The organism is Caulobacter sp. 1776, from assembly GCF_040545685.1.
Classification (GTDB): Bacteria; Pseudomonadota; Alphaproteobacteria; order Caulobacterales; family Caulobacteraceae; genus Caulobacter.
In genome coordinates, this window is the sequence record NZ_JBEPMI010000002.1 from 39,936 (window position 1) to 62,860 (window position 22,925).

Genomic DNA, 22,925 nt, shown 5'->3' on the forward strand with positions numbered 1-22,925 from the left:
ATCCGAAGGCTTGGCGAGGCGGATACGTTAGCAACGTGGCGCCGACCTTGCGACGGGGACGGTTCAAGGAGCCGCCATGTTCAAGTCCAGCACAGTCCCCGCGCCCGTAGGCCCATTGCCGACCCTGTCGCGAGAGGGTCCCCTGGACGCCCTGCGGTTCCTGGCGGCGCTGTTCATCGTGCTTTACCACGTGGCCGAGCGGGCCCCGGTGTCGCTGTTCAGCCTGTCGCCGGCGTTTGGGCGCGGCTATCTGGCCACCGACTTCTTCCTGATGCTGTCCGGCTATGTGCTGGCGCGCACCTACGGACCCCGGGTTCTGAATTCCGAGGTCGACACCCTCACCTTCCTGAAGCGCCGCGTGCAGCGGATCTGGCCGTCGCACCTGGTCATGCTAGCTCTGTTCGTCGCCTTCTTCGTCCTGACCAGCGTGATCGGCCTGGCCCCGCAGAACCCCCAGTGGTTCCAGTGGGATCAGCTGCTGCCGCAGATCTTCCTGGTCCAGGCCTGGTTCGTGCCCGGGGCCTCCGGCTGGAACGTTCCGACCTGGACCCTGTCGGCGCTGATCGTCGCCTACGCCCTGTTCCCGATGGTCTGGCGTCGTGTGGCCGCCACGAACCGCCCGCTGCAGCTGCTGGCCATGGGCGTCTGCGCCTGGGTCGCCATCGACTTCGCCGCCTTCGACGTGCTCGGCGTCCACGGCTACCAGCTGCCGCTGCGCTTTGGCCTGATCCGGGGCGTGCCGCTGTTCATGATCGGCCTGCTGGTCGCCCGCCTGCCGGTGACCGCCCTGGCCCGCCGCCAAGCCCTGCCGCTAGCCGTCGCCGCCCTGGCGATCGTCGTCGGCATCCAGGCGCTCGGGAACTTCGACCACTTCAGCCTGGCGCTGCTGGCCTTCCTGATCTACGCGGCCGGCGCGTCCAAGCCGAGAGCCTGGCGCTGGGCCGGCGCGGCGGGTCAGCTGTCGTTCTCGCTGTTCCTGACCAATTCGCTGACCACCGTGGTCTGGTTCGGCCTGGTCCGCGCGGTCGAGGCCAAGATCGGTCTGCCCATCGTCGCGACCTGGGTTCTGTGGGCATTGGCTATCCCGGCGACGATCGTGGCCGCTTGGGTGTTCGAGCGGATGGTGGACGCGCCGCTGCAGCGGTGGATCAAGGGGCGGCAAGCGAAAGCGGTCGCGATCAACGCGACGCCGGCGCGGGCCTAACTTTTCCTGTCATCCCGGCCGTAGCGCAGCGAAGAGCCGGGATCGCAGCAAGCTCAGCGCTTCCGGCGGTCCCGGATAGGCGCTCCGCGCCTTCCGGGATGACAGAAGAGAGCTAAGCCATCAAGGCCCGCGCCGCCGCCCGCGCGGCCTCGGTGACCTCGGCGCCCGACAGCATCCGGGCGATTTCTTCCTCGCGCTGGGCGGGGCTCAGCGGCTCGACCTTCGTCCGGGTCGACGTGTCGTCGCCGGACTTGGAGATCCGCCAGTGGGCGTCGCCACGCGCGGCGACCTGGGCCGAGTGGGTGACGACCAGCACCTGGGCGTTGGCGGCGAGGCGCTTCAGGCGCAGACCCACGGCGTCGGCCACGGCCCCGCCGACGCCCTGGTCGACCTCGTCGAAGATCATCAGCGGCTGCGGGCCGCCGCCGCGTCCGGCCAGGGCGGCCTTCAAGGCCAGCGCGAAGCGGGCTAGTTCGCCGCCCGAGGCGATGGCCTCCATCGGGCCGAACGGCGCGCCGGGATTGGTCGAAATCTCGAAAGCCACCCGGTCCAAGCCGGTCGGGCCGGCGCGCTCCTCGGGCAGCGCTTCGACGGCGACGCGGAACTTGGCCTTTTCCAGTTTCAGCGGGGCCAGTTCGGCCTCGACGGCCTTGGCCAGGGCGTCGCCGGCGGCGCGGCGCTCGGCCGACAGGGCTTCGGCCGCGAACAGATAGGCCTCGCGCGCTTCGGCGGCCTCCTGGTCGGCGGCCTTCAGGGCCTCCTCGGAGGTCTCGATCGCCTGCAGGCGGGCGGCGAACTCGGCGCGCTTAGCCGGCAGGTCCTCGACCAGGACATTGAGCTTGCGGGCCATGCCGCGCAGGGCGAACAGCCGCTCCTCGGCCTTTTCCAACCTGTCGGGCTCGAACTCGAACGACTCGGCGACGGCGTCGATGGCGGCGCTGGCTTCCTGCGCCTCGACCAGGGCCCGGTCGACGGCCTCGCAGGCGGCCGACAGGCGACTCATGGCCGAGCCCTGGGCGGGGGCCCCGGCTTGCAGGGCGCGGTCGCGCGCCCGTTCCAGGGCGCGATAGGCCTGGGCCAGCTTGCCGGAAAAGTCGCCGCCCAGCGCGTCCTGCGCGGCGGCGACGTCAGTGATGGCCTTCTCGGCCGCGCTCAGCAGCGCTCGCTCCTCGGCCAGGCTGGTCTCCTCGCCCTCGCGCGGGTCGAGGCGGTCCAGCTCGGAGAGGCGCAGGGTCAGCTCCTCGGTCTCGGCGGCGGCGCGGCCGGCCAGATCGCGCAGGCCCTCGGCCTTTTCGCGGGCGGCGCGCCAGCCGCTCCAGGCCGCGGCGACGGCCGAGACCGCGACGCCGCCGAACGCATCCAGCAGGCCGCGATGAGTCTTGGGGTCCAGCAGGCCGACGGTCTCGTGCTGACCATGGACCTCCAGCAACAGGCCGCCCAGATCCTTCAGCACGCCGACGCTGGTGGCCTGGTCGTTGACGAAGGCTCTGGAGCGGCCGTCGGGCGACAGCTGGCGGCGCAGGACCAGGTCCTCGTCACGGGCGTAGTCCAGGCCCTTGTCGTCCAGATAGGCGAAGGCGGGGTGGTCGGCCGGCAGGGCGAAGATGGCGGTGGCCGAGGCGTGGCCAGCCGCCCCGCGCCGCACCAGCCCGGCGTCGGCGCGCGCGCCGGTCGCCAGGCCCAGGGCGTCGAGGATGATCGACTTGCCCGCGCCGGTCTCGCCGGTGAGCGCGGTCAGGCCCTCGCCGATGGCGAGATCCAGGCTCTCGATGAGCACGACGTCACGGATGGAGAGGCCGATCAGCATGATGCGCAAGATCGCCGGGAATCAGAGTTTTTCAAAGCGCAAAGGTAGAACGAAACGGGACCGACGACCGATTCTGGCGACCGATCCCGTCGTCGCTACATGCCCAGGACGCCCATCAGGCCGCCCTTCTTGACCTTCTTCTCGCCTGGAGGGGCCAAGGTGGTGGCCTTGTCCTTCGACAGGATCCGCTCCAGGGCGTTGCGCTTCGTGCCGGCCTTCAGCGGCTCGACGGCGGGGCGCAGGCCGTTGTCGTTCAGCAGCTTATAGGCGTCGGCGTACCAGCGGTCGCCCGGGAAGTTGTAGCCCAGCACCGCGCCGTTGCGCTTGGCCTCGTCCAGCAGGCCCAGGGTCATATAGGCCTCGACCAGGCGGTAGAGGGCCTCCGGGGTGTGCGAGGTGGTCTGGTGCTTCTCGATCACGGCCTTGAAGCGGCCGATCGCGGCCAGGGTCTGGCCGTTCTTCAGGTAGTAGCGGCCGATGGCCATTTCCTTGCCGGCCAATTGGTCGTTGACCATGTCGATCTTCAGGCGGGCGTCCTGGGCGTATTCCGTGGTCGGATAGCGCTGAACGACGTCGCGCAGGGCGGCCAGGGCTTGCTCGGTGGCGGCCTGGTCACGGTTCACGTCGACGATCTGCTCGAAGTAGCAGATGGCCTTCAGATAGAAGGCGTACTGGGCCGACGGATTGCCCGGATACAGCGAGATGAACCGATCGGCGTCGCCGATGGCGTCGTTGTACTGGTTGGCTTGATAGTGGGCGTAGCCGGTCATCAGGATCGAGCGGCGCGACCATTCCGAATAGGGATGCTGGCGCTCGACCTCGCGGAAATAGTCGACGGCCTCGTTCCAGTTGCCGCGGTCCAGGCGATCGGCGCCGGTGGCGTACAGCAGCTCGACGGGACGCTCTTCGTAGGCGAGGCTCGGCTTCTTGGACTTGCCGGCGCAGCCCGCCACCGACACGGCGACGAGGACAGCGGCGATAGTGACGGCCGAACGTCCCGAGAAATTACGAAGCACGGAGTCTCTCACCTTCGAAGCAAACGCGCGCCCCTGCGCCGTGCAAGGCTTCTACACCACGCCGTGAAAGGCGCAAATGCGAACGCCGAGCCCCGACTCTCGGAGTGCAGTCCTAAACCGCTTCGGCCAGTTCCGACGCGAGAGCGCGAAGGCGCCAGGCGCGCGGCTGGGACAGCAACGCTCTAACCACGGCGTTATTGAGGCCGTGACCGGCCAGAACGCCTTCGAAGCGGCCGAGGAGCGGCTTGCCCAGCACGTAGAGGTCGCCCACGGCGTCCAGCGCCTTGTGGCGCACGAACTCGTCCGGACGGCGCAGGCCTTCCGGGTTCAGCACGCGGTCGCCGTCGATGACCACGGCGTTCTCCATCGAACCGCCGCGGGCCAGGCCGATGGCGCGCAGGGCCTCGACGTCGCGGACGAAGCCGAAGGTGCGGCAGTCGGAGAGTTCGGCGCGAAACGATTCTTCGTCGATGGTCAGGTCCACGGCCTGGCGACCGATGACCTTGCTGCCGAACGCGATCTCGAACGCGACCTCGAAGCGGTCCGACGGCAGCAGGCTGGCGCGCTTGTCGCCCTCCTCCACCGTGACCGGCGCCAAAATCTCGATGTACTGGCGGACGGCTTCCTGCTTGCGGCGGCCGGCGCGGTCCAGGATCTGGACGAAGGGCTCGGACGAACCGTCCATGATCGGCACTTCCGGGCCGTCCAGCTCGACGACGCAGTTGTCGATCGACAGGGCCGCCAGGGCCGCCATCAGATGCTCGATGGTCGAGACGCGGACGTCGTCGCCGTTGTTGATCACCGTGCCCAGTTGCGTCTGGCAGACCGCCTCGACGGTCACGGGGACGCGATTGTCACGGTCGTGCACGTCGGTCCGCACGAAGACGATCCCCGCGTCGGGGGCCGCCGGACGCACCACGACGCGCACGTGCGCGCCGGTGTGCAGGCCGGTCCCCGCGAAGATCACCGGTCCCGCGACCGTGTGCTGAAAATAACCCGAAGCCGACACCAGAGACCCTTATCGTTGGACGGACGACTCTACGGCCGTCCTATCGCCCCGACTTAAGCATGTAGGAAGGATGCTGCGTCGCGGCAAAGCAAGTCCTGTTTCGGATTGTTACTCTCTAAGCGACTGACTTTATTTTACTTTTATTACGGAAGCGCGCAGACGGAAACAGAACGCCTGTCAGCGATCCGTGCTCGGGACTCTGAGGCCCGGCTCCCCTAGGCGGCGGTCGAAAGCGGGACTAGGCTCCGCCGCCAAAGGGATAACCGTTTCCGGGAAATTGGGTTTCATGATCAAGAGTTTGCGCCTCGCCGCCTCCGCCGTCGCCCTCACCGTGGCCTTGGCCGGAATGGCTCACGCCCAGGGCGCTCATTCCCAGGGTGGCCAGACCCCGGCGCAGGCCGCCGCGCCAAAGACCCACGTGTTCACGGCCAAGGACATGGCCAGCCTGCCGCGACTCAGCGACCCGCGCGTCTCGCCGGACGGCCGCTACGTCCTCTATTCGGTGCGAACGATGGACTATCCGGCCAACAAGGCCGCGATGTCGCTGTGGCTCGCCGACCTGAAGACCAAGATGGCCCCGCGCCGGCTGAAGATCTCGGATGGCGGCGCCTCCAGCGGCCGTTGGAGCGGCGACGGCAAGACCATCTACTTCTCGTCCAGCCGCGCGGGCGGGACCGAGCAGGTTTTCCGCACCGACGTGACGGGCGAGGCCGCGACCCAGGTGACCTCGACGCCGTTCGACGTCCAGGCCTTCAAGGTCGCGCCGGACGGCAAGACCATCGTGATCGGCCTGGCCGTGTTCCCCGACTGCGCCGACTTCGCCTGCACCGAGGCGCGCCTAGCGGCCAAGACCGCGACCAAGGCCACGGGCGTGGTCTTCGACCGCCTGTTCGTGCGCCACTGGGACACCTGGAACGACGGGACCAAGAACCACCTGTTCGCCTACACGCTGGACGCCAACGGCGTGGCGGCGGGCCAGCCGGTCGACCTGATGAAAGGCTTCGACGGCGACACCCCGACCAAGCCGTATGGCGGCGACGAGGACTTCGCGATCACGCCAGACAGCAAGTCCATCGCCTTTTCGGCCAAGGTCGCCGGCAACGACGAGCCTTGGACCACCAACTACGACGTCTGGGGCGGTCCGCTGGACGGTTCGGAGAAGCTCCAGAACCTGACAGCCGCCAACAAGGCCTGGGACAGCGCGCCCGTCTTCTCGCCCGACGGCAAATGGGCCGCGTACCGCGCCATGAAGCGTCCGGGCTTCGAAGCCGACCGCTTCGGAATCATCCTGCGCGACCAGGCCACCGGACAGGAGCGCGAGCTGGCCCCGACCTGGGACCGCTCGGCCGATTCGATCGCCTGGAGCCGCGACGGCAAAACGATCTACGCCACCGCGCTGGATGTCGGCCAAGGCAAGCTGTTCGCCATCGACGTGAAGAGCGGCAAGGTCACCGCCCTGACCGGCGATGGCCACGTCACCGCCTTCGACGTCGGCCCGACCGGCGTCGTCTATGCCTCCGACTCGCTGAAGAGCCCGTCGGAGCTGTTCATGACCGCCCCCAAGGGGCCGCCGATCAGGGTCGCCAGCGTCTCGGACGAGGCGCTGAAGGACGTCGCCTGGGGCGAGCCCGAGCAGTTCGCCTTCAGGGGCTGGAACGACGAAGAGGTCCACGGCTTCGTGCTGAAGCCCGCGAACTTCGATCCGGCCAAGAAGTATCCGGTCGCGTTCCTGATCCACGGGGGCCCGCAGGGCTCGTTCAGCAACAGTTGGTCGTATCGCTGGAACCCGCAGATCTACGCCAATGCCGGCTACGCGGTGGTGATGGTCGATTTCCACGGCTCGACCGGCTACGGCCAGGCCTTCACCGACGCGATCAGCCAGCATTGGGGCGATCGTCCGCTGGAGGACCTGCAAAAGGGCTGGGCCGCCGCTCTGGGCAAGTACGCCTTCCTCGACGGCGATCGCGCCTGCGCCCTGGGCGCCTCGTACGGCGGCTACATGATCAACTGGATCGCCGGCAACTGGAACGCGCCCTGGAAGTGCCTCGTGGCTCACGATGGCGTCTTCGACACCCGCTCGATGGGCTATGTCACCGAGGAGCTATGGTTCACCGAGTGGGAAAACGGCGGCACGCCCTGGACGCCGAACACCACCTACGAAACGTTCAACCCGGTCGACCACGTCGCCCAGTGGACCAAGCCGCAGATGATCGTGCAGGGGCAGCTCGACTACCGCATCCCGGTCGAACAGGGCCTGTCGGCCTTTACCGCCCTGCAGCGCAAGGGCGTGCCCAGCAAGCTGCTGTATTTCCCGAATGAGAACCACTGGGTGCTGAAGGCCCAGAACTCGGTGCAGTGGCACAAGGAGGTGCTGGACTGGCTGGACCAGTGGACGGGGAACGCTCGGCCGGGGAAGTGACGCGATAAGAACTGTCATCCCGGCCAAGCGCGAAGCGCGCCGAGCCGGGACCGCCGGAAGCGCGGAGCCTGTTGCGGTCCCGGGTCTTCGCTACGCTGCGCCCGGGATGACAGATATTGTTTGGGCTTACACCCGCCCCGTCGCCACCGCGAAGGTCAGCCGAGCCTTCTTCTCCAGCTCGCCCATTTCGCGCCCGGCCACATAGGCTCGCGCCAACGCCGCCGGGGCCACGGCCGGGAAAGCCGCCACGGGCAGTCCCTTCACCTCGGCCCGCGCGGCCTTCAGCTGGTCCACGACCCGCCGCGCCACGTCGGCCTGGGTCCAGTCCGCCGGCAGCCGCGAGCGGCCGGACTGCTTCAGTCGCCACAGGCCCGAGAGGCCATAGGCCCGCGCCGCGCCCTTGACGGCGTGCGGGTCGGCGGAGGCGTCCAGCCGCCGGGCGGCTAGCACCGCCAGCGCGCCGGCGGTGGCGTCGATATAGGCCAGCACCGCCGCCTCGTCCTTTGGCAAGCCTTCATCCAGGTCTGCGAAACGGGCCTCGGCCATGGCGGCCAGCGCGTTGGGATCGATCTTCGATGCGGCCAGAGCCTCGACATTGGGATGCTTGCGCGGCGTCTTGCCGGCCGCGATCTCTTCCATGGCCTCGCGCCACCAGGTCAGGCGGATCTCGCCCATCAGGGCGTTGGAGACGCCGCCGGCCACCCGGGCCAGTTCGTAGTTCATGGCGAAAAGCGCGATCACGTCGGCCCGCGCGGCCGGATCGCCGATGAAGCGGCTGGCCAGCCAGCGGTCGGGATCGACGCGGCGGACGAGGTCGTCGAGGGTTTCGGTGTCGGCCATGAGTCACAAACGAAGAAGGCCCGCCGGCGGATTCGCGGCGGGCCCTCCCCTTACAGCATTTCTCGGCGGTGTTTAGCCGAACAGCGTCTGGTTCATCGCCATGGTCGCCAGCATCGGCAGGCTGAGCAGCGTGTTGGTGCGCGAGAACAGCATCGCCGTCTTAGCCGCCTTGGCCTTGGCGTCGGCGTCGGCCTCGACCATGCCCAGGGCGATCTTCTGGTTCGGCCAGATGAAGACCCAGACGTTGAAGAACATCACCGTGGCCAGCCACATGCCGGTGCCGATGAAGGTGAAGCCCATGTCGACGCCGGGCGTATAGCCGCCGGCCAGACCCAGGGTGGCGGCTTCCAGCAGGTAGCCGCGGCTGAAGGCCAGGATCACGCCCATCACCCAGGTGGCCAGGGCCGCCCAGCGGAACCAGAACAGCGCTTCGGGCGCGATGTACTTGCTGACCGCCGGTTTGAGCTCGGCCGGGATCTGCGGCATGACGCGGATCTGCACGAAGTTGAAGTAGTAGAGCAGCCCGATCCACAGGATGCCGAACATCACGTGCAGCCAGCGGAAGATGGCCTGGAAGTAGCTGGCGTCGTGGCCGTGCGGGCTGTGCGCGTAGCCAACGATGATCACCAGCGCCAGCACGAAGCTGACGATGACGGTGTTGCGGAAGTTGGAAAGCAGTCCGGACATCGGTTTCCCCCTCGGATCCCTGTTGCTTGAACGGGACCATAGGCCGGTTCGCAGAGTCGGGCAAAGTTCCGATATCGGAGGTATCTGGAGCGGCTTTGCCTCCCCTTAGCCGTCATCCCGCGACGTGTTCGCGGGCCCCATTTGCCCGCCGCACATGAAGCGCGGACCTAAACTCTCACGTGTAGGCTGAACCATGGGTCCCGCGCATGAAGCGCGGGATGACGATGGGGGTCGTCAAACCGCGATCAGGGCCGCCGCCAGCCGCCGGCCTTCGCTGGCCAGGACGTTGTAGGTGCGAGCCGCCGCCTCGGTGCTCATGAACTCCAGGCCCACGCCCGCCGCCTTCAGCGCGTCGCGGACGGGGCGCGGCGGCAGGGCGTTGACCAGGCCCGTGCCGAGCAGCACGAACTCCACGGTCGACGTCGCCGCGAACACCTCGGCGAAGGATTCCGGCGTCAGCTCGGCCAGGGCCGTCGCGGCCCAGTCGCGCGGTTGATCGTCGATGATCAGCAGCGAGCCGGGCCGCCAGTCGCCGGCGACCCGAAAGCCGCCGCCGCCCCAGGCGTCGATGGACGGCGGCTGCCGCATCAGGGCCGCGAGGCCGCACCGAGCTTGATCGGCGTGGCTTCCTCGTCGCCGCGCTTCACGCCCCAGACCAGGATCATAGGCAGAGCGATATAGACCGACGAATAGGTGCCGATGATGATCCCGAACACCATGGTCAGAATAAGAGGTTTCAACACCGGACCACCAAACAGCAGCGTTCCGCCCAAGGCGAGCAGCGCTGTCGAGCCGGTGATGATCGTCCGCGACAGACGTTCGTTTTCCGACAGGTCGATGATGTCGCGCAGCGGCGTCGTCTTGTACTTGCGCAGGTTCTCTTTCAGACGGTCGAAGGTGATGACCTTCTCGTTCATCGAATAGCCGATGACCGTCAGCAGGGCCGCGATCTCGGTCATCGAGAACTCGGTGCCCGTGACCGACAGCATGCCCAGGGTCAGAATAATGTCGTGGATCACGGCCACGACGGCCCCGGTGCCGTAGGACAGGCCGAAGCGGAACCAGATGTAGCCCAGGGTCAGCAGCAGAGCCACGGCCAGGGCCTTGAAGCCGGACATCAGCAGTTCGCCCGAGACCTTGGCGCCCACTTCCGAGCGGCTGGTGACCTTCAGGTCGGGGAAACGCTTCACCAGCTCGGCCTCGACGTGCTTGGAGGCGTCGCTCGCCTTCTCGCCTTCGGCCGGCCGGAACTTGACCATGGCCGAGTTCGGCGAACCGAAGCCCTGCACCTGGCCGTCGTGGGCGCCGATCTGGTCCAACGTCGTGCGCAGCTGCGCCAGCGGCGCGGGACGTGGCATGGCGATTTCCAGCGCGACGCCGCCCTTGAAGTCGATGCCCAGGTTCAACCCCTGGAAGACCAGCAGGCCGATCGAGGCGACGACCAGAATGGCCGAAAAGACGGCCGCGACGGGGGCCCAGCGCACGAACCGATAGTGCGTGGAGCGGGGGATGTAACGAATGAGGGGCCAACGCATTGGTCGGGTCTCCTATGCGATCGGCAGCTTCTTCGGCTTGGTGGCCTTGAACCACCAGCCGATGAGCACTTGGGTGATGAAGATGGCGGTGAACAGCGACGTGAAGACACCGATCACCAGGGTCCAGGCGAAGCCCTTCACCGGGCCCGAGCCGAAGCTGAACATGATCAGGCCCGAGATCAGGCTGGTGATGTTGGCGTCCAGGATCGAGGTCAGGGCCAGCTTGTAGCCGTGGTCGGCCGCCGCCATCGGCGTTCGCCCGGCATTGGCCTCGTCGCGCATGCGCTCGTAGATCAGCACGTTGGCGTCGACGGCGACGGCCAGGGTCAGGATCAGGCCGGCGATGCCCGGGAAGGTTAGGGTCGCCTGGGTCACCGACATGATGCCGACGATCATCAGGACGTTGACCACCAGGGCGATGGCCGCGAAGCCGCCGAACAGGCCATAGGCCAGGATCACGAACACGAACATGGCCGCCGCGCCGACGGCCAGCGAGATCGCGCCGGCCTTGACGGCGTCGGCGCCGAGCTCGGCGGTCACGGTGCGCTGGTCCTCGACGTTCAGCGGCGCGGGCAGAGCGCCCGAGCGCAGCAGCAGCGCCAACTCATTAGCGCTTTGGGGCGTGAAGCTGCCGGTGATGATGCCGTTGCCGCCCGTGATCGGATCGTTGATCACCGGGGCCGAGATCACCTTCTTGTCGAGGACGATGGCGAACCGCTTGCCGCGATTGCGGGTGGTGACATCGGCGAACTTGCGGGCGCCCGAGCCGTTGAAGGCGAAGGCCACGGCGGCCTGCCCGTTCTGGTCGAAGGTCTGCGAGGCGTTCGTCAGTTCGTCGCCGGACACCACGGCGCGTTTCTTGACGACGTAGAACGGCGCGAACCGATCGCCGGGAAGCATCTCGGTCCCCGGCGGAAGGCGACCCGCCTGCATGTCTTCCGGCGTCACCGTCTCGTCGACCATCTGGAAGGTCAGCTTGGCGGTCTTGCCGATGACGGCCTTCAGGCGCTCCGGATCGCTCTCGCCGGCGGCCTGGATCATGATCCGGTTGGTGCCCTGACGGTTGATCGAGGGCTCCTTGGTGCCCAGGCTGTCGATACGGCGACGGATCGTCTCGATCGACTGGTCGACGGCCTTGGCGGCGTCGGCCTTGGCGGCTTCCGGCACGAAGCGGATTTCGATGCGGTTGTCGTCCTTGCCCGAGACCGTGACGTCCTTGCCGCCGATCACGCCGGCCAGCGGCGCGCCGAGGTTCTTGCGCAGCAGGTTCAGCGCGTCGTTGTAGCGGGCGGCGTCACCGATGCGGACATTGACCACCTCGCCTTGCTGGGCCAGTTCGCCGAACGGGATCTGCTCATTGCGCAGCTGGGTGCGCGTATCCTCGACGAGGTTGCTCAGACGCTCGCGGTGCAGGGCGTCGGTGTCCACCTCGTACAGCAGATACGAGCCGCCTTGCAGGTCGAGGCCGAGATTCAGCTTCTGGTGCGGCAGCCAGCCGGGCATGGCGTCCAACGTCTTCTGCGGGAGGACGTTGGGCAGGGAGAACAGAATGCCGAAGATCACCGACAGGGTGACGGCGATGATCTTCCAGCGGGAAAGGGTCAGCATGGATCAGTGACTTTTCAGGCGGCGTCGCTACGAACGCCTCGCGTAAGGGTTCGGATACGCCTTAGTTCTTGGCGTCGTTGGCCGCGGCCGGCTCGCCCTTGGCGCGGACCTCGGTGATCATGCCCTTCAGCACCTTCACCGTCACGCCCTGGGCGATCTCGACGCCCACTTCCTTGTCCTCGACGCGGACGATCTTGCCGATGACGCCGCTGGACAGCACCACGGTGTCGTTGCGCTTCAGATTGCCGAGCATCGCCTGGTGGTCCTTGGCGCGCTTCTGCTGCGGACGGATCAGCATGAAATAGAACAGCACGACCATCAGCAGGATGGGCGCGAGCTGCAGGATTTGAGCGTTGATATTGGACATAGGGACTCCGAGAAATTCCGTGAGGCGCGCCGCCCAGGGGAGCCATGCTCATGGGGTCGCGCCAAGTCGGCGGAAGCTATGCGTTCGCCTCCCCTTTTGCAATGCAAGCGCACCCGGTATGCAGCGTGTCCATGACCGACGCGACCGTTCCCCTGCTTGCCCCCTTGCTTACGCGCATCGCGGACGCCCTGGAGCGCCTGGCGCCGCCGCCGCCCGCCGCGCCCGATTTCGGCGCCGCGCGCCTGTTCCGGCACGAGCCCAAGGACGCCGCCTTCGTCCCCGCCCCGGACTATCCGCTGGCGCTGGACCTGCTGGTCGGCATCGAGCGGCAAAAGGCCCGGTTCGTCGAGAACTTGCGCCGTTTCGCCGTCGGACTGCCCAGCAACCACGTGCTGCTGTGGGGCGTGCGCGGCACGGGCAAGAGCTCGGTGACCAAGGCCGCCTTCGTGACCCTGGCCGACGAATTCCCGGCCTTGAAGCTGATCGAGGTCGACCGCGACGAGGTCGCGGCCCTGCCCCCGCTGTTCGACCTGCTACGTACGCGTTCGGAACGCTTCGTCGTGCTGTGCGACGACCTCTCGTTCGAGGACGGCGCGGCCGCGGGCAAGGCGCTGAAGTCGGCGCTGGAGGGCGGCGTCTCGGGGCCGCCCGAGAACGTGCTGTTCGTGGCCACCTCGAACCGCCGCCACCTGATGCCGCGCGACCACGTCGAGCGCCAGGGCGCCATCGCCGCCGCCGAGAACGCCGAGGAGGAGATGAGCGTCTCCGACCGCTTCGGCCTGTGGATCGGCTTCCCGCCGATGGACCAGGACACCTATCTGGCCGCCATCCGCAGCTACGCCGACCAGTTCGGCCTCAAGGTCCCCGACCTCGAGCGCCGCGCCCTGCAGTGGTCGCAGCTGCGCGGCGGGCGTTCGGGCCGGGTGGCCTGGCAGTTCGTCCGCGACCTGGCGGGCGAGCTGGGCGTGAAGCTGCCGAGTTGACCCACCCAATCCTCAACAGCACGACGATCGAGCCGATGGATACCACCGTTCCAGCCTTCCGCATCGTTGCCGGCGACTTCGACGACGCCAGGGTCGTCGCGCTGCTGGCCACGCACTTCGCGGCCATGCGGTCGACGGCTCCAGAGGAGAGTTGCCATGTCATGCCGCTGGACGCCATGCGCGAGGCAGGCCTCGACTTCTTCGCCGTATGGGACGGCCAGGACCTTGCCGGCGTGGGCGCGGTCAAGCGGCTAGACGCCGCTCACGGCGAGATCAAGTCCATGCACACGGCCGCCGCCTATCGTCGTCGCGGTGTGGGTCAGGCCACCCTGGACCACCTGATCGCTCACGCGATCGGCCTGGGTCTCTCGCGCCTGAGCCTGGAAACGGGGGCCGGCGACGCCTTCGTCCCGGCGCGCAAGATGTACGCCCGCAATGGATTTACGCCCTGCGCGCCGTTCGGGCCGTACAAGCTCGACCCCAACAGCGTCTTCATGACCCGCGCGCTCTGACGACGGCCCGGATACGGATCGGCCCGCCTCTCTCGAGGCGGGCCGCCGCGATCTGGTCGGGAAAGACGCCTTAGCGCGGCAGGACCAGGCCCGGATCGACCGGCTTGGCCTTGTCCTTGACCGTGGGCGCGTAGCGCATCTCGAAGTGCAGCTTGGGCTCGTTGGTGCCGCCCGTGGCGCCGACCGCGCCCAGCTGTTCGCCCTGGCTCACCTGCTGGCGCATCTTGACGTTGATGCTGGAGAGGTGGGCGTAGGCGGTGACCCAGCCGTCGGCGTGCTTGACCAGGACCAGGTTGCCGAAGGTCGGGACCTGGTTGCCGGCATAGGCCACTTCGCCGTCGGCGGCGGACAGGACCGGCGTGCCCTGCGCGGCGCGAATATCCAAGCCGTCGTTGCGCTGGCCCGTGCCCTTCACGCCGAAGCTCGAGATGATCTCGCCGCGCACCGGCCAGGCGAACTTGCCCTTGCCCGAGGCGATGATCTCGGCCTCGGTCGGCGCGGCGCTGCTCTCGATGATCGGGCGCGAGGTCGGCGGCGGCGTGACAGGCTGGGCGGCGATCGGGCCGCTGGGCCGCGAATAGCTGGGCGTGTACGGGACCGGGCTGGAGGGCGTCGGGGCCGGGGTCGGCGCGGTATAGGGACGGCTCGGCGCCGGCGACGGGGTCTCCACCTTGGCGTAGGTGTTCAGCGGCTCGGCCAGGGTCGGCTTGCTGGCGACCGTGGTGGTGGTCTTGATCGGGCCCTTGTCCTTGTAGCCGTCGGGCAGGACGATCTTCTGGCCCTTCTTGACCGCCGCGCTGGTCCTCAGGTTGTTCTCGGCCGCCAGTTCCTTGACGCTGACATTGAAGCGCTTGGCGATGGCGCCCAGGGTGTCGCCGGACTGGGCGACATAGGCCTTGGACGTGGTCGCCGGGCCCTTGATCTTGGCGCCCAGCTTCAGCGGCTTGTTGGTCTTCAGCTTGTTGTCGTCGGCCAGGTCGCTGACGCTCATGTCGAACTTGCGGGCGATCGAAGTCAGGGTGTCGCCCGACTTCACCGTGTGGACCTGACGCGGGCCAGCGACGCTGACGACCGCGCCGGTGACGCTGAGCGTCGTCGTGCTGGTTGTGGTCGGTTCGGCGGCCGGCTGGTAGGTCGATCGCGACGGCGTGGAGGTCGAGGCCGAGCTCGTGGGACGGGTCGTCGCCGGGGCCGGCGCGGGCTCAGCGCTCGCCGACGAGCCCGGGGTCCCCGGGATCACCGTCGTGGTCTTGATCGGACCCTTGTCCTTATAGCCGTCCGGCAGGATCAGCTTCTGGCCCTTCTTGATCGCCGCGCTGGTCTTCAGGTCGTTCTCGTCGGCCAGGGCGGCCGCCGTGACGTTGAAGCGCTTGGCGATGGCGAAGATGGTGTCGCCGGTCTGGACGACATAGGCCTTCCGTCGACTGGCGGGGCCTTTGATCTCCTGGCCAAGGCGCAGGGTTTGGCCCTTCTTGTAATTGTTGTCCTGGGCCAGGTCATTGACGTTGACGCCGAAGCGCTTCGCGATCGAGGTGAGGGTGTCTCCCGACTTCACCACGTGCACCTGTGGCTTGCCTTCGACCTCCACTACGGACCCGGTGACGCTGCTCGTGACGACGGTCTTTGACGGAACGGGACGCAGCGCCGGTTGGGGAGTCGGGGTTGCCGCGCGAGCCGGAGCCGGCGGCAGCTCGGACTGGCTGACCGGTTGCGGCAGGGACTGGCTGGAGATCGGCACCGGACGCGGCAGCGTCTCGGCCTCGCCCGGCGCGGTCTGGATCGTTTCGGCGGCCGCGGTCGTCGGTTGCGCCACCGGCTGGGCGGGCGGCTGGGTGATCGGGAAGTTCGGCGTGAAACGCTGGCCCGCGGCGCGCGCGTCCTGCGCATGGGCGCCGAGCGTTCCAGCCGTCAGGGCGATCACCGCCGCGCGCGTCCACAACTGCCTCATAGCCTCTCCTTTCCCGTCGGGGCCACCAGAGGGCTCCGCCAGGGTAAACCAACCTTTAACACCGAAGGCCGCGACGCCGCGCCCCTCGAAACTCACTGATCCTTGGCGACGCCGGCCAGCAGCGGCACGAAGCGCACGTCGCACAGGATCTCGACCCGGAAGCCCCCCTTGCCGTCGCCCGCATAGCGGCGAAGGCTCTGAACTGGCCCCTTGCCCACCGGCGCGACCAGCACGCCGTTGGGTTTCAGCTGCGAAAGCAGCTTCTTCGGATCATCTTCGGCCGCAGCCGTGACCATAATGCGGTCGAACGGCGCCTGTTCGGCCCAACCTTCGCCGCCGTCGCCGAACTTGGTGATGACGTTGGTCAGGCCCAACTTGTGGAAGCGGCTCTCGGCCTCCTTCATCAGGGTCCGATAGCGCTCGATCGTATAGACCAGGCGCGAGACCTTGCTGAGGATCGTGGTCTGGTAGCCCGAGCCCGTGCCGATCTCCAGCACGCGACAGCGCGGCTCGATCGTCAGGGCCTGGGTCATCAGGCCGACGATGAACGGCTGGCTGATCGTCTGGCCGCAGGCGATCGGCAGGGCCGAATCCTCCCACGAACGGTCCTTGAACAGATCCGGCGTGAACAGGTCGCGCGGCGTGGTCTCGATGGCCTTCAGCACCTGGGGATCGGTCACCCCCTGGTCGCGCAAGGCCTGCATCAGGCGCGGCAGGTCGGCCTTGGCGTTTTCGGCGGCCTTGGTCGTCCGTCCGCTCATCCGCCCACCCCAAATGGCTTTGGAGCCTTCGGCGGGGCCCCGCCCAGCAAGCCCTTCAGCTTGTGAACGGATTCGTGGTGCGTCAGGTCGATATGCAGCGGCGTGACCGAGATGCGGCCTTCATAGACCGCGCGCAGGTCGGTGCCCTCGGCCGGCTCCGAGGCCTTGGCCGAAAAGCCCATCCAGTAGTAGTCGCGGCCGCGCAGGTCGGTGCGTTTTTCCATCTTGCGCAGCAGGCCGTCGCGGAAGCCCTGACGGGTGACCTCGACCTCCGAGACCTGCTCGGGCGGCAGGGCCGGGAAATTGACGTTCATGACCACGTCGGCCGGCCAGCCCACTTCCAGCAGACGCTGGACGATCCCCGGACCGAAATGCTCGGCCGTCTCCCAATGGGCGACGATCTCGTCGTGGAAGAAGTTCATGGTCTGCGACAGGGCGATCGATGGGACTCCGTGGGCCATGCCCTCGATCGCGCCGGCGACGGTGCCCGACAGGGTGACGTCCTCGGCCAGGTTCTGGCCGCGATTGACGCCTGAGAGCACCAGATCGGGCGCTGGCCCCTCGATCAACTGCTGCACGGCCATCATCACGCAGTCGGTCGGCGTGCCCTCGACGGCGAAGCGGCGATCATCCAGCTTCCGCACGCGGATCGGGTCCGACAGGGTCAGGGCCCGGCTGGCCCCCGACTGCTCGTATTCCGGCGCGCAGATCCAGACGTCATCCGTCAGGGCGCGAGCGATCTTCTCCAGGGCCGTCAGGCCCGGCGCGTGGATGCCGTCGTCGTTGGTGAGGAGGATGCGCATGGTCTAGCTCATCCGCTCAAGGAACCCTGTCATCCCGGGCGAAGACCCGGGACCGCAAGAAACGCGGGCGCTTGCCGAGGTCCCGGCTCTACGCTGCGCTTCGGCCGGGATGACAGATTTAGAGGTCGGGCTCACCCCTGCCCCCCGATATGCGTCAGGCCGCCCATATAGGGCTGCAGCGCGGCCGGGATGGCGATGCGGCCGGCCTCGTCCTGATAGTTCTCCAGCACGGCCACCAGCGTGCGGCCGACGGCCAGGCCCGAGCCGTTCAGGGTGTGGACGAAGTGGCCGCCCTTCTCGCCGGTCTTGCGGAAGCGCGCGTCCATGCGACGGGCTTGGAAGTCGCCGCAGTTCGAGCACGAGCTGATCTCGCGATACATGTCCTGCGAGGGCAGCCAGACTTCCAGGTCGTAGGTCTTCCTCGCGCCGAAGCCCATGTCGCCCGTGCACAGCAGCATGGTGCGGAACGGCAGCTCCAGCTTCTTCAACACCGCTTCGGCGCACTCGACCATGCGCTGGTGCTCGGCTTCGGACTGGTCGGGCGTGGTGATCGAGACCAGCTCGACCTTGTAGAACTGGTGCTGGCGGATCATGCCGCGCGTGTCGCGGCCGGCCGAACCGGCCTCGGCGCGGAACGACGGCGTCAGGGCCGTCAGCCGCATCGGCAGCTCTTCCTCGGCCAGGATCTGCTCGCGGACGATGTTGGTGAGGGAGACCTCGGCGGTGGGGATCAGCCAGCGGTCGTCGTCCGTGTGGAACAGATCGTCGGCGAACTTCGGCAGCTGGCCCGTGCCGAACAGCGCCTCGTCGCGCACCAGCAGCGGTGGGCTGACCTCGGTGTAGCCGTGCTCAACCGTCTGTAGGTCCAGCATGAACTGGCCGATGGCGCGCTCAAGGCGGGCGATCTCCTTCTTCAGCACCACGAAGCGCGCGCCGCTCATGCGGGCGGCGGCTTCGAAGTCCATGCCGCCCAGGGCCGCGCCCAGATCGACATGGTCCTTCGGTGCGTTCAGCTTGCCGGCCGGCAGGGCCTTGGCGTCGCCCCAGGCGCGCTGCTCGACATTGCCGTGCTCGTCCTCGCCCGCCGGAACCTCGGGGGCCGGGATATTGGGCAGGGACGCCAGGAGGTCCTTCAGCTTACCGCCGACCAGGGCCTCTTCTTCCGAAGCGGTGGCCATGACGCCTTTCAGCGCCTCGACCTCGGCCATCAAACGCTGCGCCTCGGCCTCGTCCTTCTTGGCCTTGGCCATGCCGATCAGCTTGGAGCTCTCGTTGCGCTTGGCCTGAGCTTCCTGCAGGGCGGTCTGGGCGGCGCGCAGCTGGGCGTCCAGCTTCACCGCCTCGGCGGCCGCGCCCGAACGCCCCTTGGCCGACCAGTGGCGGTCAAAAGCTTCGGGATTTTCGCGGATGGCCTTGATGTCGTGCATCGAACGCAAGCTCGGAAGTCGAGGAGAAACGCCCTCTCTAAGGCGCGTCGGCGGGGGCGCCAAGCTTTCCGGGCGGGCGCGCGGCCCTTCAACGGCTTCGTGATCCGACAACGGGGCGAACCCCGGCGCCCTTCATTGCGCGAAATCGCGAAAATCTGGAACGTGCGACCAAATGACACCGGGGTCTAAAACACGTTTTTCCGCGTTTTTATGGTCAAGCTGCACGAACAGGCCGGTTGTTAACGGAAATTAGCCGCGCTTCTGCACGCGGGCTTAATCCCGATCGCCGAAAAGCCCGCCTCAATTCAGTACGCGTCCTTTTCGCGGCCCTCCCCGGCCCGCTCGATCATTCAAAGGAATTGAACACCATGAAGACCTTCGCCGCTCTCGCCGCCCTCGCCATCGCCGCCACCGTCGCCGCTCCGGCCAGCGCCACGACCGCCAAAGAAGTCCGCGTCTCGATCGTCGGCAAGAACTCGGTCCAGATCGAAAACGAGATCAAGGCCGCCGCCAACAGCGTCTGCGCCGCCGACCAGAAGATCGCCGCCCAGGACTGCATCGACGGCGCGCTGATGAGCGCTCACCGTCAACTGGCCTCGATCATGCGCGTCCGCGACACCGGCAAGACCCCGGCCACCGAAACCGTCTCGGTCGTCCGCATCTCGCTGAAGGGCAAGACCCGTGACCAACTGCACGCCGAAATCCGCGCCGCCGCCGCCACGGTCTGCAAGGCCCAGCCGCGCTTCAGCGTCGTCACCTACCAGGCCTGCGTGATCGACACGGTGCGCGCCGCCAAGGCCCAGCTGCAAGCCCGCATGGGCGCCGCCGCCTAAGGCTCTCACGCCGACAGAAGTCGCTCGCGTATTTGAGCGGGAGAAGGCTCCGCGGCACGGTCGCGGGGCCTTTTTCGTGGCCGAACGGTTCACGCGTCGCGGCGTGATTGCCAAGCTCGACCGTCGCCCCCACCTACCCAGCGTCACTCGCCATAGAGAACGCTCCGATGATCCCCGTCGCCCTCGTCGTCGCTCTAGCCCTCCCGGCGACCACCGCGGATCTGCCGACGCCGACACCCTGGCAGCCCGGGGTCATTTCGGGGCCCATCCACGACGCCGCGCCCGCCTTCACGCCCGACGGACGCACGGTCTATTTCGGGCGCAGCGTCGGCGGCGGCCGTCCCTATCCGGCGATCTACACCTCGCGTCTGGTCGCCGGTCGCTGGACGCCCCCCGAAATCGCGCCGTTCTCCGGCCGCTACAGCGACATGGAGCCGGCCATGTCGCCCGACGGCGCGTTCATGATCTTCGTTTCGAGCCGCCCCCTGCGGACGGGCGACCCGATGCTGAACGGCCACTATGCCGGCCAGGACTGGCCCGAGGGCGGCGGCGCGCTGTGGCGGGTCGATCGTACCCCCTCGGGCTGGAGCCGACCCTACCGCCTGCCCGATACGGTCAATGTCAGCGCTTCGACCTTCGCGCCGGCGGTGGCTTGCGACGGCACGCTCTATTTCATGCATCCGACGGAGCCGTCGGGTCGCTTTCACATCTACGAGGCGCGCTATCGCGACGGAGCCTATGAAGCCCCGCGTCAGATGCCGTTCACCCAGGAGGCGGTGTCGGATGTCGACCCGGCCGTCGCCGCCGACGGTTCGTTAATCGTCTTCGGCTCGCGCCGCGATCCGGAGATCGCCGTCGGCTCGATGGACCTCTTCATCGCCTTCAAGCGCGAGGACGGCGAATGGGGGCGTCCGGTCCATCTGGGACCGAAGGTCAACGCCGCGGGCTCGGACGCCGAGGCTCGCCTGTCGCCGGACGGCCGCCGCCTCTATTTCAGCAGCGAGCGGCTGGCCGCGGACAAGCCGCGCGACGAAAAGGGTTGGAACAACGGCAAGTACAACATCTGGACGACGCCGCTGCCGCCCGCCGCGCTGGCGCGCCTGAAGGCCGTGTCGATCGCGACGCCTTAGAGCGCCACGACGTCCGTGCCGGCCTCGGCTTCGTCGTCCTCGCGCTTGCGGCGGCGTTCGATCAGCCACACGCACCAGATCGAGATCTCGTAGAGCAGGCACAGCGGCACCGCGAGGGTGATCTGGCTGATCGGGTCCGGCGGGGTGACGACGGCCGCCACAACGAAGACGGCGACGATGGCGTAGCGCCGGCCACCGCGCAGCATCTTGGAATTGATCAGGCCCGCCAGGCCGGCCAGCGACAGCACCACCGGCAACTGGAAGCTGAGACCGAAGGCCAGCAGCAGGGTCGTCACCAGGGTCAGATATTCCGAGACCCGGGTCTGCAGGACCACCTTCACGCCCTCGCCGACGATCTGCTGGCCCAGGGCGAACCAAAGCACGAACGGCAGCATGACGTAGTAGACCAGCGACGCCCCCATCAGGAACAGCACCGGCGAGGCGATCAGGAACGGCAGGAAGGCGTTGCGCTCCTTCTTGTACAGGCCGGGCGCGACGAAGCGGTAAAGCTGCCAGGCGATGATCGGAAAGGCGATAATGATCGCCCCGAACGCCGACAGCTTGATGTTGGTGAAGAACTGCTCCAGCGGCGCGGTGGCCTGCAGGGTAATGTCGGCCAGCGACGCGGCCGGGACCTTCTTGACGCCGATCAGGGCCAGCAGCAGGTCGAACGAGCCGTGGTGGCCGCCGCTGGCCTCCTGCACGGCTTTCAGACCCTCGGCCACCGTGAACGGACGGACCAGGAACAGGAAGATCGGCTTCACGAAGGCGAAGCAGATGCCGAACGCGACGGCGATGGCGCCGACGCAGACGATCAGGCGCATGCGCAGCTCGATCAGGTGATCCAGCAGCGGGGCGCGCGAGGACTCGATCTCGTCCTCGTGCTCGTTGTCGTATCCGATGGCCTTGTCGTTCACGAGACGATGTCCGTAGCGGTCGAGCCGCCGGCCTTGGCGGCGCGCTTACGCGGCGCGCGGACGGCCTTGGGGGCTTCCACGCTGATGTCCTTCTTGCTCGCCGCGGCCTTGCGGACCGGTTTGGCGGGCTCCACCACCGCCGGCTCGGCGGCGGCCTTCTTGCGCGGCGCGCGCTTGGGCTTCTCGACGATCTCGACGCTGGGCTGCGGCAGGATCGAATTGTCGGTGCTCAGGGCCGGATTGTGGATCTCGCCCCCGGCATAGGGGTGCATCTGGGTCGCGCCGCTGGACAGCGAGGCGTCGATGTCGGCGAAGACGCTGTCGACCTCGGCGCGCCCGGCGTCGGTCGCGGCCTGGACCGGATTGGCGAACTGGCCCGAGCGCATGGCCTGCACCTCGCGACGCAGCTCGTCCAGCTCGGATTGGCGGGCCATCTCGTCGAAGCTGGCGCGGAACTCGGACGCCATGCCGCGCATGCGGCCGACGAACTGGCCGAGCTTGCGCAGCAGAGCGGGCAGGTCCTTGGGACCCACCACGATCAGGGCGACGGCGGCGATGACGAGGAGTTCGGTGCCGCCGATATCAGGAAGCATGGACGCGCCTTAGAACGGCGGAGCCTCCAGGGCTCCCCGCGAGGTTGGATCGTCGCGCGCGGAGAACCCCTCCCCGCGCGCCTAGTTTTACGACTTGCGGAGCTCTTCCGCTTCGGATTCGGTGCGCGGCAGCGAACCCTTGGCCTTGTTGTCGGCCACTTCGCTGCTGGTGTCGTCCTTCAGGCCGTCCTTGAACGCCCGGATGCCCTTGGCCGCGTCGCCCATGATGCCCGACAGCTTGCCGCGGCCGCCGAACAGCAGCAGCACCACGACGGCGACGATGATCCAGTGGATAGGACCGAGACTTCCCATAACCTAGACTCCTTGCGACAGCGCCCTGTAGCCGCTGCGACGCGTCGTTACAACATGCCGGACAATATAGGCGTTCGCTGGGCCGGCGACCATCGTTTGACCTTGGGACGCGAGGTCGCGGGACAGGCGGCAAGTTCTGCTCGGTCAAGTTGACCCTCCGGTGACGCCTTCCTCGAGCCCTTGTCCGGCAAGCGATTGAAAAGTCGAGCTTAGC

General features: G+C 67.7%; 22 protein-coding genes. 6 read left to right on the plus strand and 16 right to left on the minus strand.

The window, feature by feature from the left end:
• Positions 1–76: 76 nt before the first annotated feature.
• Positions 77–1,204, plus strand: a complete 1,128-nt coding sequence (locus ABIC66_RS05595) for an acyltransferase family protein (protein WP_354068413.1) — start codon at positions 77–79, stop codon at positions 1,202–1,204.
• 112 nt (positions 1,205–1,316) lie between these two features.
• Here the strand turns inward: ABIC66_RS05595 and recN are convergent, their stop codons facing one another.
• From recN to lpxC, 3 genes are all read right to left on the minus strand, one after another.
• A complete protein-coding gene (gene recN / locus ABIC66_RS05600; protein ID WP_354069379.1) occupies positions 1,317–3,011 on the minus strand; it encodes a DNA repair protein RecN in 1,695 nt (564 codons plus the stop codon).
• Positions 3,012–3,106: 95 nt separating this feature from the next.
• Positions 3,107–4,039, minus strand: a complete 933-nt coding sequence (locus ABIC66_RS05605; protein WP_354068414.1) for an outer membrane protein assembly factor BamD — start codon at positions 4,037–4,039, stop codon at positions 3,107–3,109.
• 100 nt (positions 4,040–4,139) lie between these two features.
• A complete protein-coding gene (gene lpxC / locus ABIC66_RS05610) occupies positions 4,140–5,036 on the minus strand; it encodes a UDP-3-O-acyl-N-acetylglucosamine deacetylase (RefSeq protein WP_354068415.1) in 897 nt (298 codons plus the stop codon).
• Between the two features lie 286 nt (positions 5,037–5,322).
• On the opposite strand from lpxC, the gene ABIC66_RS05615 reads away from it, so the two are divergent.
• Positions 5,323–7,455, plus strand: a complete 2,133-nt coding sequence (locus ABIC66_RS05615) for a S9 family peptidase (RefSeq protein WP_354068416.1) — start codon at positions 5,323–5,325, stop codon at positions 7,453–7,455.
• A gap of 126 nt (positions 7,456–7,581) precedes the next feature.
• On the opposite strand, the gene ABIC66_RS05620 is transcribed toward ABIC66_RS05615, so the two are convergent.
• The 6 genes from ABIC66_RS05620 to yajC all read right to left on the minus strand — a co-directional run bounded on the left by ABIC66_RS05620 (position 7,582) and on the right by yajC (position 12,492).
• Entirely contained in the window at positions 7,582–8,295 is a 714-nt protein-coding gene (locus ABIC66_RS05620; RefSeq protein WP_354068417.1) for a squalene/phytoene synthase family protein, read from the minus strand.
• A gap of 72 nt (positions 8,296–8,367) precedes the next feature.
• The gene (locus tag ABIC66_RS05625) at positions 8,368–8,982 is read right to left on the minus strand and encodes a urate hydroxylase PuuD (protein WP_354068418.1); all 615 of its coding nucleotides are present in this window, start codon (positions 8,980–8,982) and stop codon (positions 8,368–8,370) included.
• Positions 8,983–9,216: 234 nt separating this feature from the next.
• On the minus strand, positions 9,217–9,570 hold the full coding sequence (locus ABIC66_RS05630; protein ID WP_354068419.1) for an Mth938-like domain-containing protein: 354 nt from the start codon (positions 9,568–9,570) through the stop codon (positions 9,217–9,219).
• The gene (secF, locus tag ABIC66_RS05635) at positions 9,570–10,517 is read right to left on the minus strand and encodes a protein translocase subunit SecF (RefSeq protein WP_354068421.1); all 948 of its coding nucleotides are present in this window, start codon (positions 10,515–10,517) and stop codon (positions 9,570–9,572) included. Before secF ends, ABIC66_RS05630 begins: the two co-directional genes overlap by 1 nt.
• Before the next feature lie 12 nt (positions 10,518–10,529).
• On the minus strand, positions 10,530–12,125 hold the full coding sequence (gene secD, locus ABIC66_RS05640; RefSeq protein WP_354068423.1) for a protein translocase subunit SecD: 1,596 nt from the start codon (positions 12,123–12,125) through the stop codon (positions 10,530–10,532).
• A 61-nt stretch (positions 12,126–12,186) separates the two neighbouring features.
• Positions 12,187–12,492 (minus strand): preprotein translocase subunit YajC, encoded by a 306-nt coding sequence (gene yajC, locus ABIC66_RS05645; protein ID WP_354068424.1) that lies wholly within the window; start codon positions 12,490–12,492, stop codon positions 12,187–12,189.
• 131 nt (positions 12,493–12,623) lie between these two features.
• On the opposite strand from yajC, the gene ABIC66_RS05650 reads away from it, so the two are divergent.
• Both ABIC66_RS05650 and ABIC66_RS05655 read left to right on the plus strand, forming a co-directional pair.
• Positions 12,624–13,475 carry an ATP-binding protein gene (locus ABIC66_RS05650; RefSeq protein WP_354068425.1) on the plus strand — a complete coding sequence of 284 codons (852 nt, stop codon included), beginning with the start codon at positions 12,624–12,626 and terminating at the stop codon, positions 13,473–13,475.
• A 35-nt stretch (positions 13,476–13,510) separates the two neighbouring features.
• Positions 13,511–13,987 (plus strand): GNAT family N-acetyltransferase, encoded by a 477-nt coding sequence (locus tag ABIC66_RS05655; RefSeq protein ID WP_354068427.1) that lies wholly within the window; start codon positions 13,511–13,513, stop codon positions 13,985–13,987.
• 70 nt (positions 13,988–14,057) lie between these two features.
• Here the strand turns inward: ABIC66_RS05655 and dipM are convergent, their stop codons facing one another.
• The 4 genes from dipM to serS all read right to left on the minus strand — a co-directional run bounded on the left by dipM (position 14,058) and on the right by serS (position 18,926).
• Positions 14,058–15,935 (minus strand): cell division endopeptidase DipM, encoded by a 1,878-nt coding sequence (gene dipM / locus ABIC66_RS05660; RefSeq protein ID WP_354068429.1) that lies wholly within the window; start codon positions 15,933–15,935, stop codon positions 14,058–14,060.
• 92 nt (positions 15,936–16,027) lie between these two features.
• Positions 16,028–16,696, minus strand: coding sequence for a protein-L-isoaspartate(D-aspartate) O-methyltransferase (locus ABIC66_RS05665; RefSeq protein WP_354068431.1), 669 nt, complete (start codon positions 16,694–16,696; stop codon positions 16,028–16,030).
• The gene (gene surE / locus ABIC66_RS05670; RefSeq protein ID WP_354068433.1) at positions 16,693–17,499 is read right to left on the minus strand and encodes a 5'/3'-nucleotidase SurE; all 807 of its coding nucleotides are present in this window, start codon (positions 17,497–17,499) and stop codon (positions 16,693–16,695) included. Before surE ends, ABIC66_RS05665 begins: the two co-directional genes overlap by 4 nt.
• A 131-nt stretch (positions 17,500–17,630) precedes the next feature.
• Complete coding sequence (serS, locus tag ABIC66_RS05675) at positions 17,631–18,926, minus strand: serine--tRNA ligase (RefSeq protein WP_354068434.1); 1,296 nt, start codon at positions 18,924–18,926, stop codon at positions 17,631–17,633.
• Positions 18,927–19,294: 368 nt separating this feature from the next.
• Between serS and ABIC66_RS05680 the strand changes: the two genes are divergently transcribed.
• Both ABIC66_RS05680 and ABIC66_RS05685 read left to right on the plus strand, forming a co-directional pair.
• Positions 19,295–19,759 (plus strand): UrcA family protein, encoded by a 465-nt coding sequence (locus ABIC66_RS05680; protein ID WP_354068436.1) that lies wholly within the window; start codon positions 19,295–19,297, stop codon positions 19,757–19,759.
• A 167-nt stretch (positions 19,760–19,926) separates the two neighbouring features.
• A complete protein-coding gene (locus ABIC66_RS05685; protein ID WP_354068438.1) occupies positions 19,927–20,889 on the plus strand; it encodes a TolB family protein in 963 nt (320 codons plus the stop codon).
• On the opposite strand, the gene tatC is transcribed toward ABIC66_RS05685, so the two are convergent.
• The 3 genes from tatC to tatA form a co-directional block, all read right to left on the minus strand.
• Entirely contained in the window at positions 20,886–21,806 is a 921-nt protein-coding gene (gene tatC / locus ABIC66_RS05690) for a twin-arginine translocase subunit TatC (RefSeq protein ID WP_354068439.1), read from the minus strand. The two genes, ABIC66_RS05685 and tatC, sit on opposite strands and share 4 nt — an antisense overlap.
• A complete protein-coding gene (tatB, locus tag ABIC66_RS05695) occupies positions 21,803–22,399 on the minus strand; it encodes a Sec-independent protein translocase protein TatB (RefSeq protein WP_354068441.1) in 597 nt (198 codons plus the stop codon). Before tatB ends, tatC begins: the two co-directional genes overlap by 4 nt.
• 87 nt (positions 22,400–22,486) lie before the next feature.
• Entirely contained in the window at positions 22,487–22,711 is a 225-nt protein-coding gene (tatA, locus tag ABIC66_RS05700; RefSeq protein ID WP_354068442.1) for a twin-arginine translocase TatA/TatE family subunit, read from the minus strand.
• Between the last annotated feature and the right edge of the window lie 214 nt (positions 22,712–22,925).

What these genes read in the sequence shown, in the direction of transcription:
- ABIC66_RS05595 (WP_354068413.1), top strand. Translation starts at nt 77, where the DNA reads ATGTTCAAGTCCAGCACAGTCCCCGCGCCCGTAGGCCCATTGCCGACC.
- recN (WP_354069379.1), bottom strand. Translation starts at nt 3,011, where the DNA reads ATGCTGATCGGCCTCTCCATCCGTGACGTCGTGCTCATCGAGAGCCTG.
- ABIC66_RS05615 (WP_354068416.1), top strand. Translation starts at nt 5,323, where the DNA reads ATGATCAAGAGTTTGCGCCTCGCCGCCTCCGCCGTCGCCCTCACCGTG.
- ABIC66_RS05620 (WP_354068417.1), bottom strand. Translation starts at nt 8,295, where the DNA reads ATGGCCGACACCGAAACCCTCGACGACCTCGTCCGCCGCGTCGATCCC.
- ABIC66_RS05625 (WP_354068418.1), bottom strand. Translation starts at nt 8,982, where the DNA reads ATGTCCGGACTGCTTTCCAACTTCCGCAACACCGTCATCGTCAGCTTC.
- ABIC66_RS05630 (WP_354068419.1), bottom strand. Translation starts at nt 9,570, where the DNA reads ATGCGGCAGCCGCCGTCCATCGACGCCTGGGGCGGCGGCGGCTTTCGG.
- secF (WP_354068421.1), bottom strand. Translation starts at nt 10,517, where the DNA reads ATGCGTTGGCCCCTCATTCGTTACATCCCCCGCTCCACGCACTATCGG.
- secD (WP_354068423.1), bottom strand. Translation starts at nt 12,125, where the DNA reads ATGCTGACCCTTTCCCGCTGGAAGATCATCGCCGTCACCCTGTCGGTG.
- yajC (WP_354068424.1), bottom strand. Translation starts at nt 12,492, where the DNA reads ATGTCCAATATCAACGCTCAAATCCTGCAGCTCGCGCCCATCCTGCTG.
- ABIC66_RS05650 (WP_354068425.1), top strand. Translation starts at nt 12,624, where the DNA reads ATGACCGACGCGACCGTTCCCCTGCTTGCCCCCTTGCTTACGCGCATC.
- ABIC66_RS05655 (WP_354068427.1), top strand. Translation starts at nt 13,511, where the DNA reads ATGGATACCACCGTTCCAGCCTTCCGCATCGTTGCCGGCGACTTCGAC.
- dipM (WP_354068429.1), bottom strand. Translation starts at nt 15,935, where the DNA reads ATGAGGCAGTTGTGGACGCGCGCGGCGGTGATCGCCCTGACGGCTGGA.
- ABIC66_RS05665 (WP_354068431.1), bottom strand. Translation starts at nt 16,696, where the DNA reads ATGAGCGGACGGACGACCAAGGCCGCCGAAAACGCCAAGGCCGACCTG.
- surE (WP_354068433.1), bottom strand. Translation starts at nt 17,499, where the DNA reads ATGCGCATCCTCCTCACCAACGACGACGGCATCCACGCGCCGGGCCTG.
- serS (WP_354068434.1), bottom strand. Translation starts at nt 18,926, where the DNA reads ATGCACGACATCAAGGCCATCCGCGAAAATCCCGAAGCTTTTGACCGC.
- ABIC66_RS05680 (WP_354068436.1), top strand. Translation starts at nt 19,295, where the DNA reads ATGAAGACCTTCGCCGCTCTCGCCGCCCTCGCCATCGCCGCCACCGTC.
- ABIC66_RS05685 (WP_354068438.1), top strand. Translation starts at nt 19,927, where the DNA reads ATGATCCCCGTCGCCCTCGTCGTCGCTCTAGCCCTCCCGGCGACCACC.
- tatB (WP_354068441.1), bottom strand. Translation starts at nt 22,399, where the DNA reads ATGCTTCCTGATATCGGCGGCACCGAACTCCTCGTCATCGCCGCCGTC.
- tatA (WP_354068442.1), bottom strand. Translation starts at nt 22,711, where the DNA reads ATGGGAAGTCTCGGTCCTATCCACTGGATCATCGTCGCCGTCGTGGTG.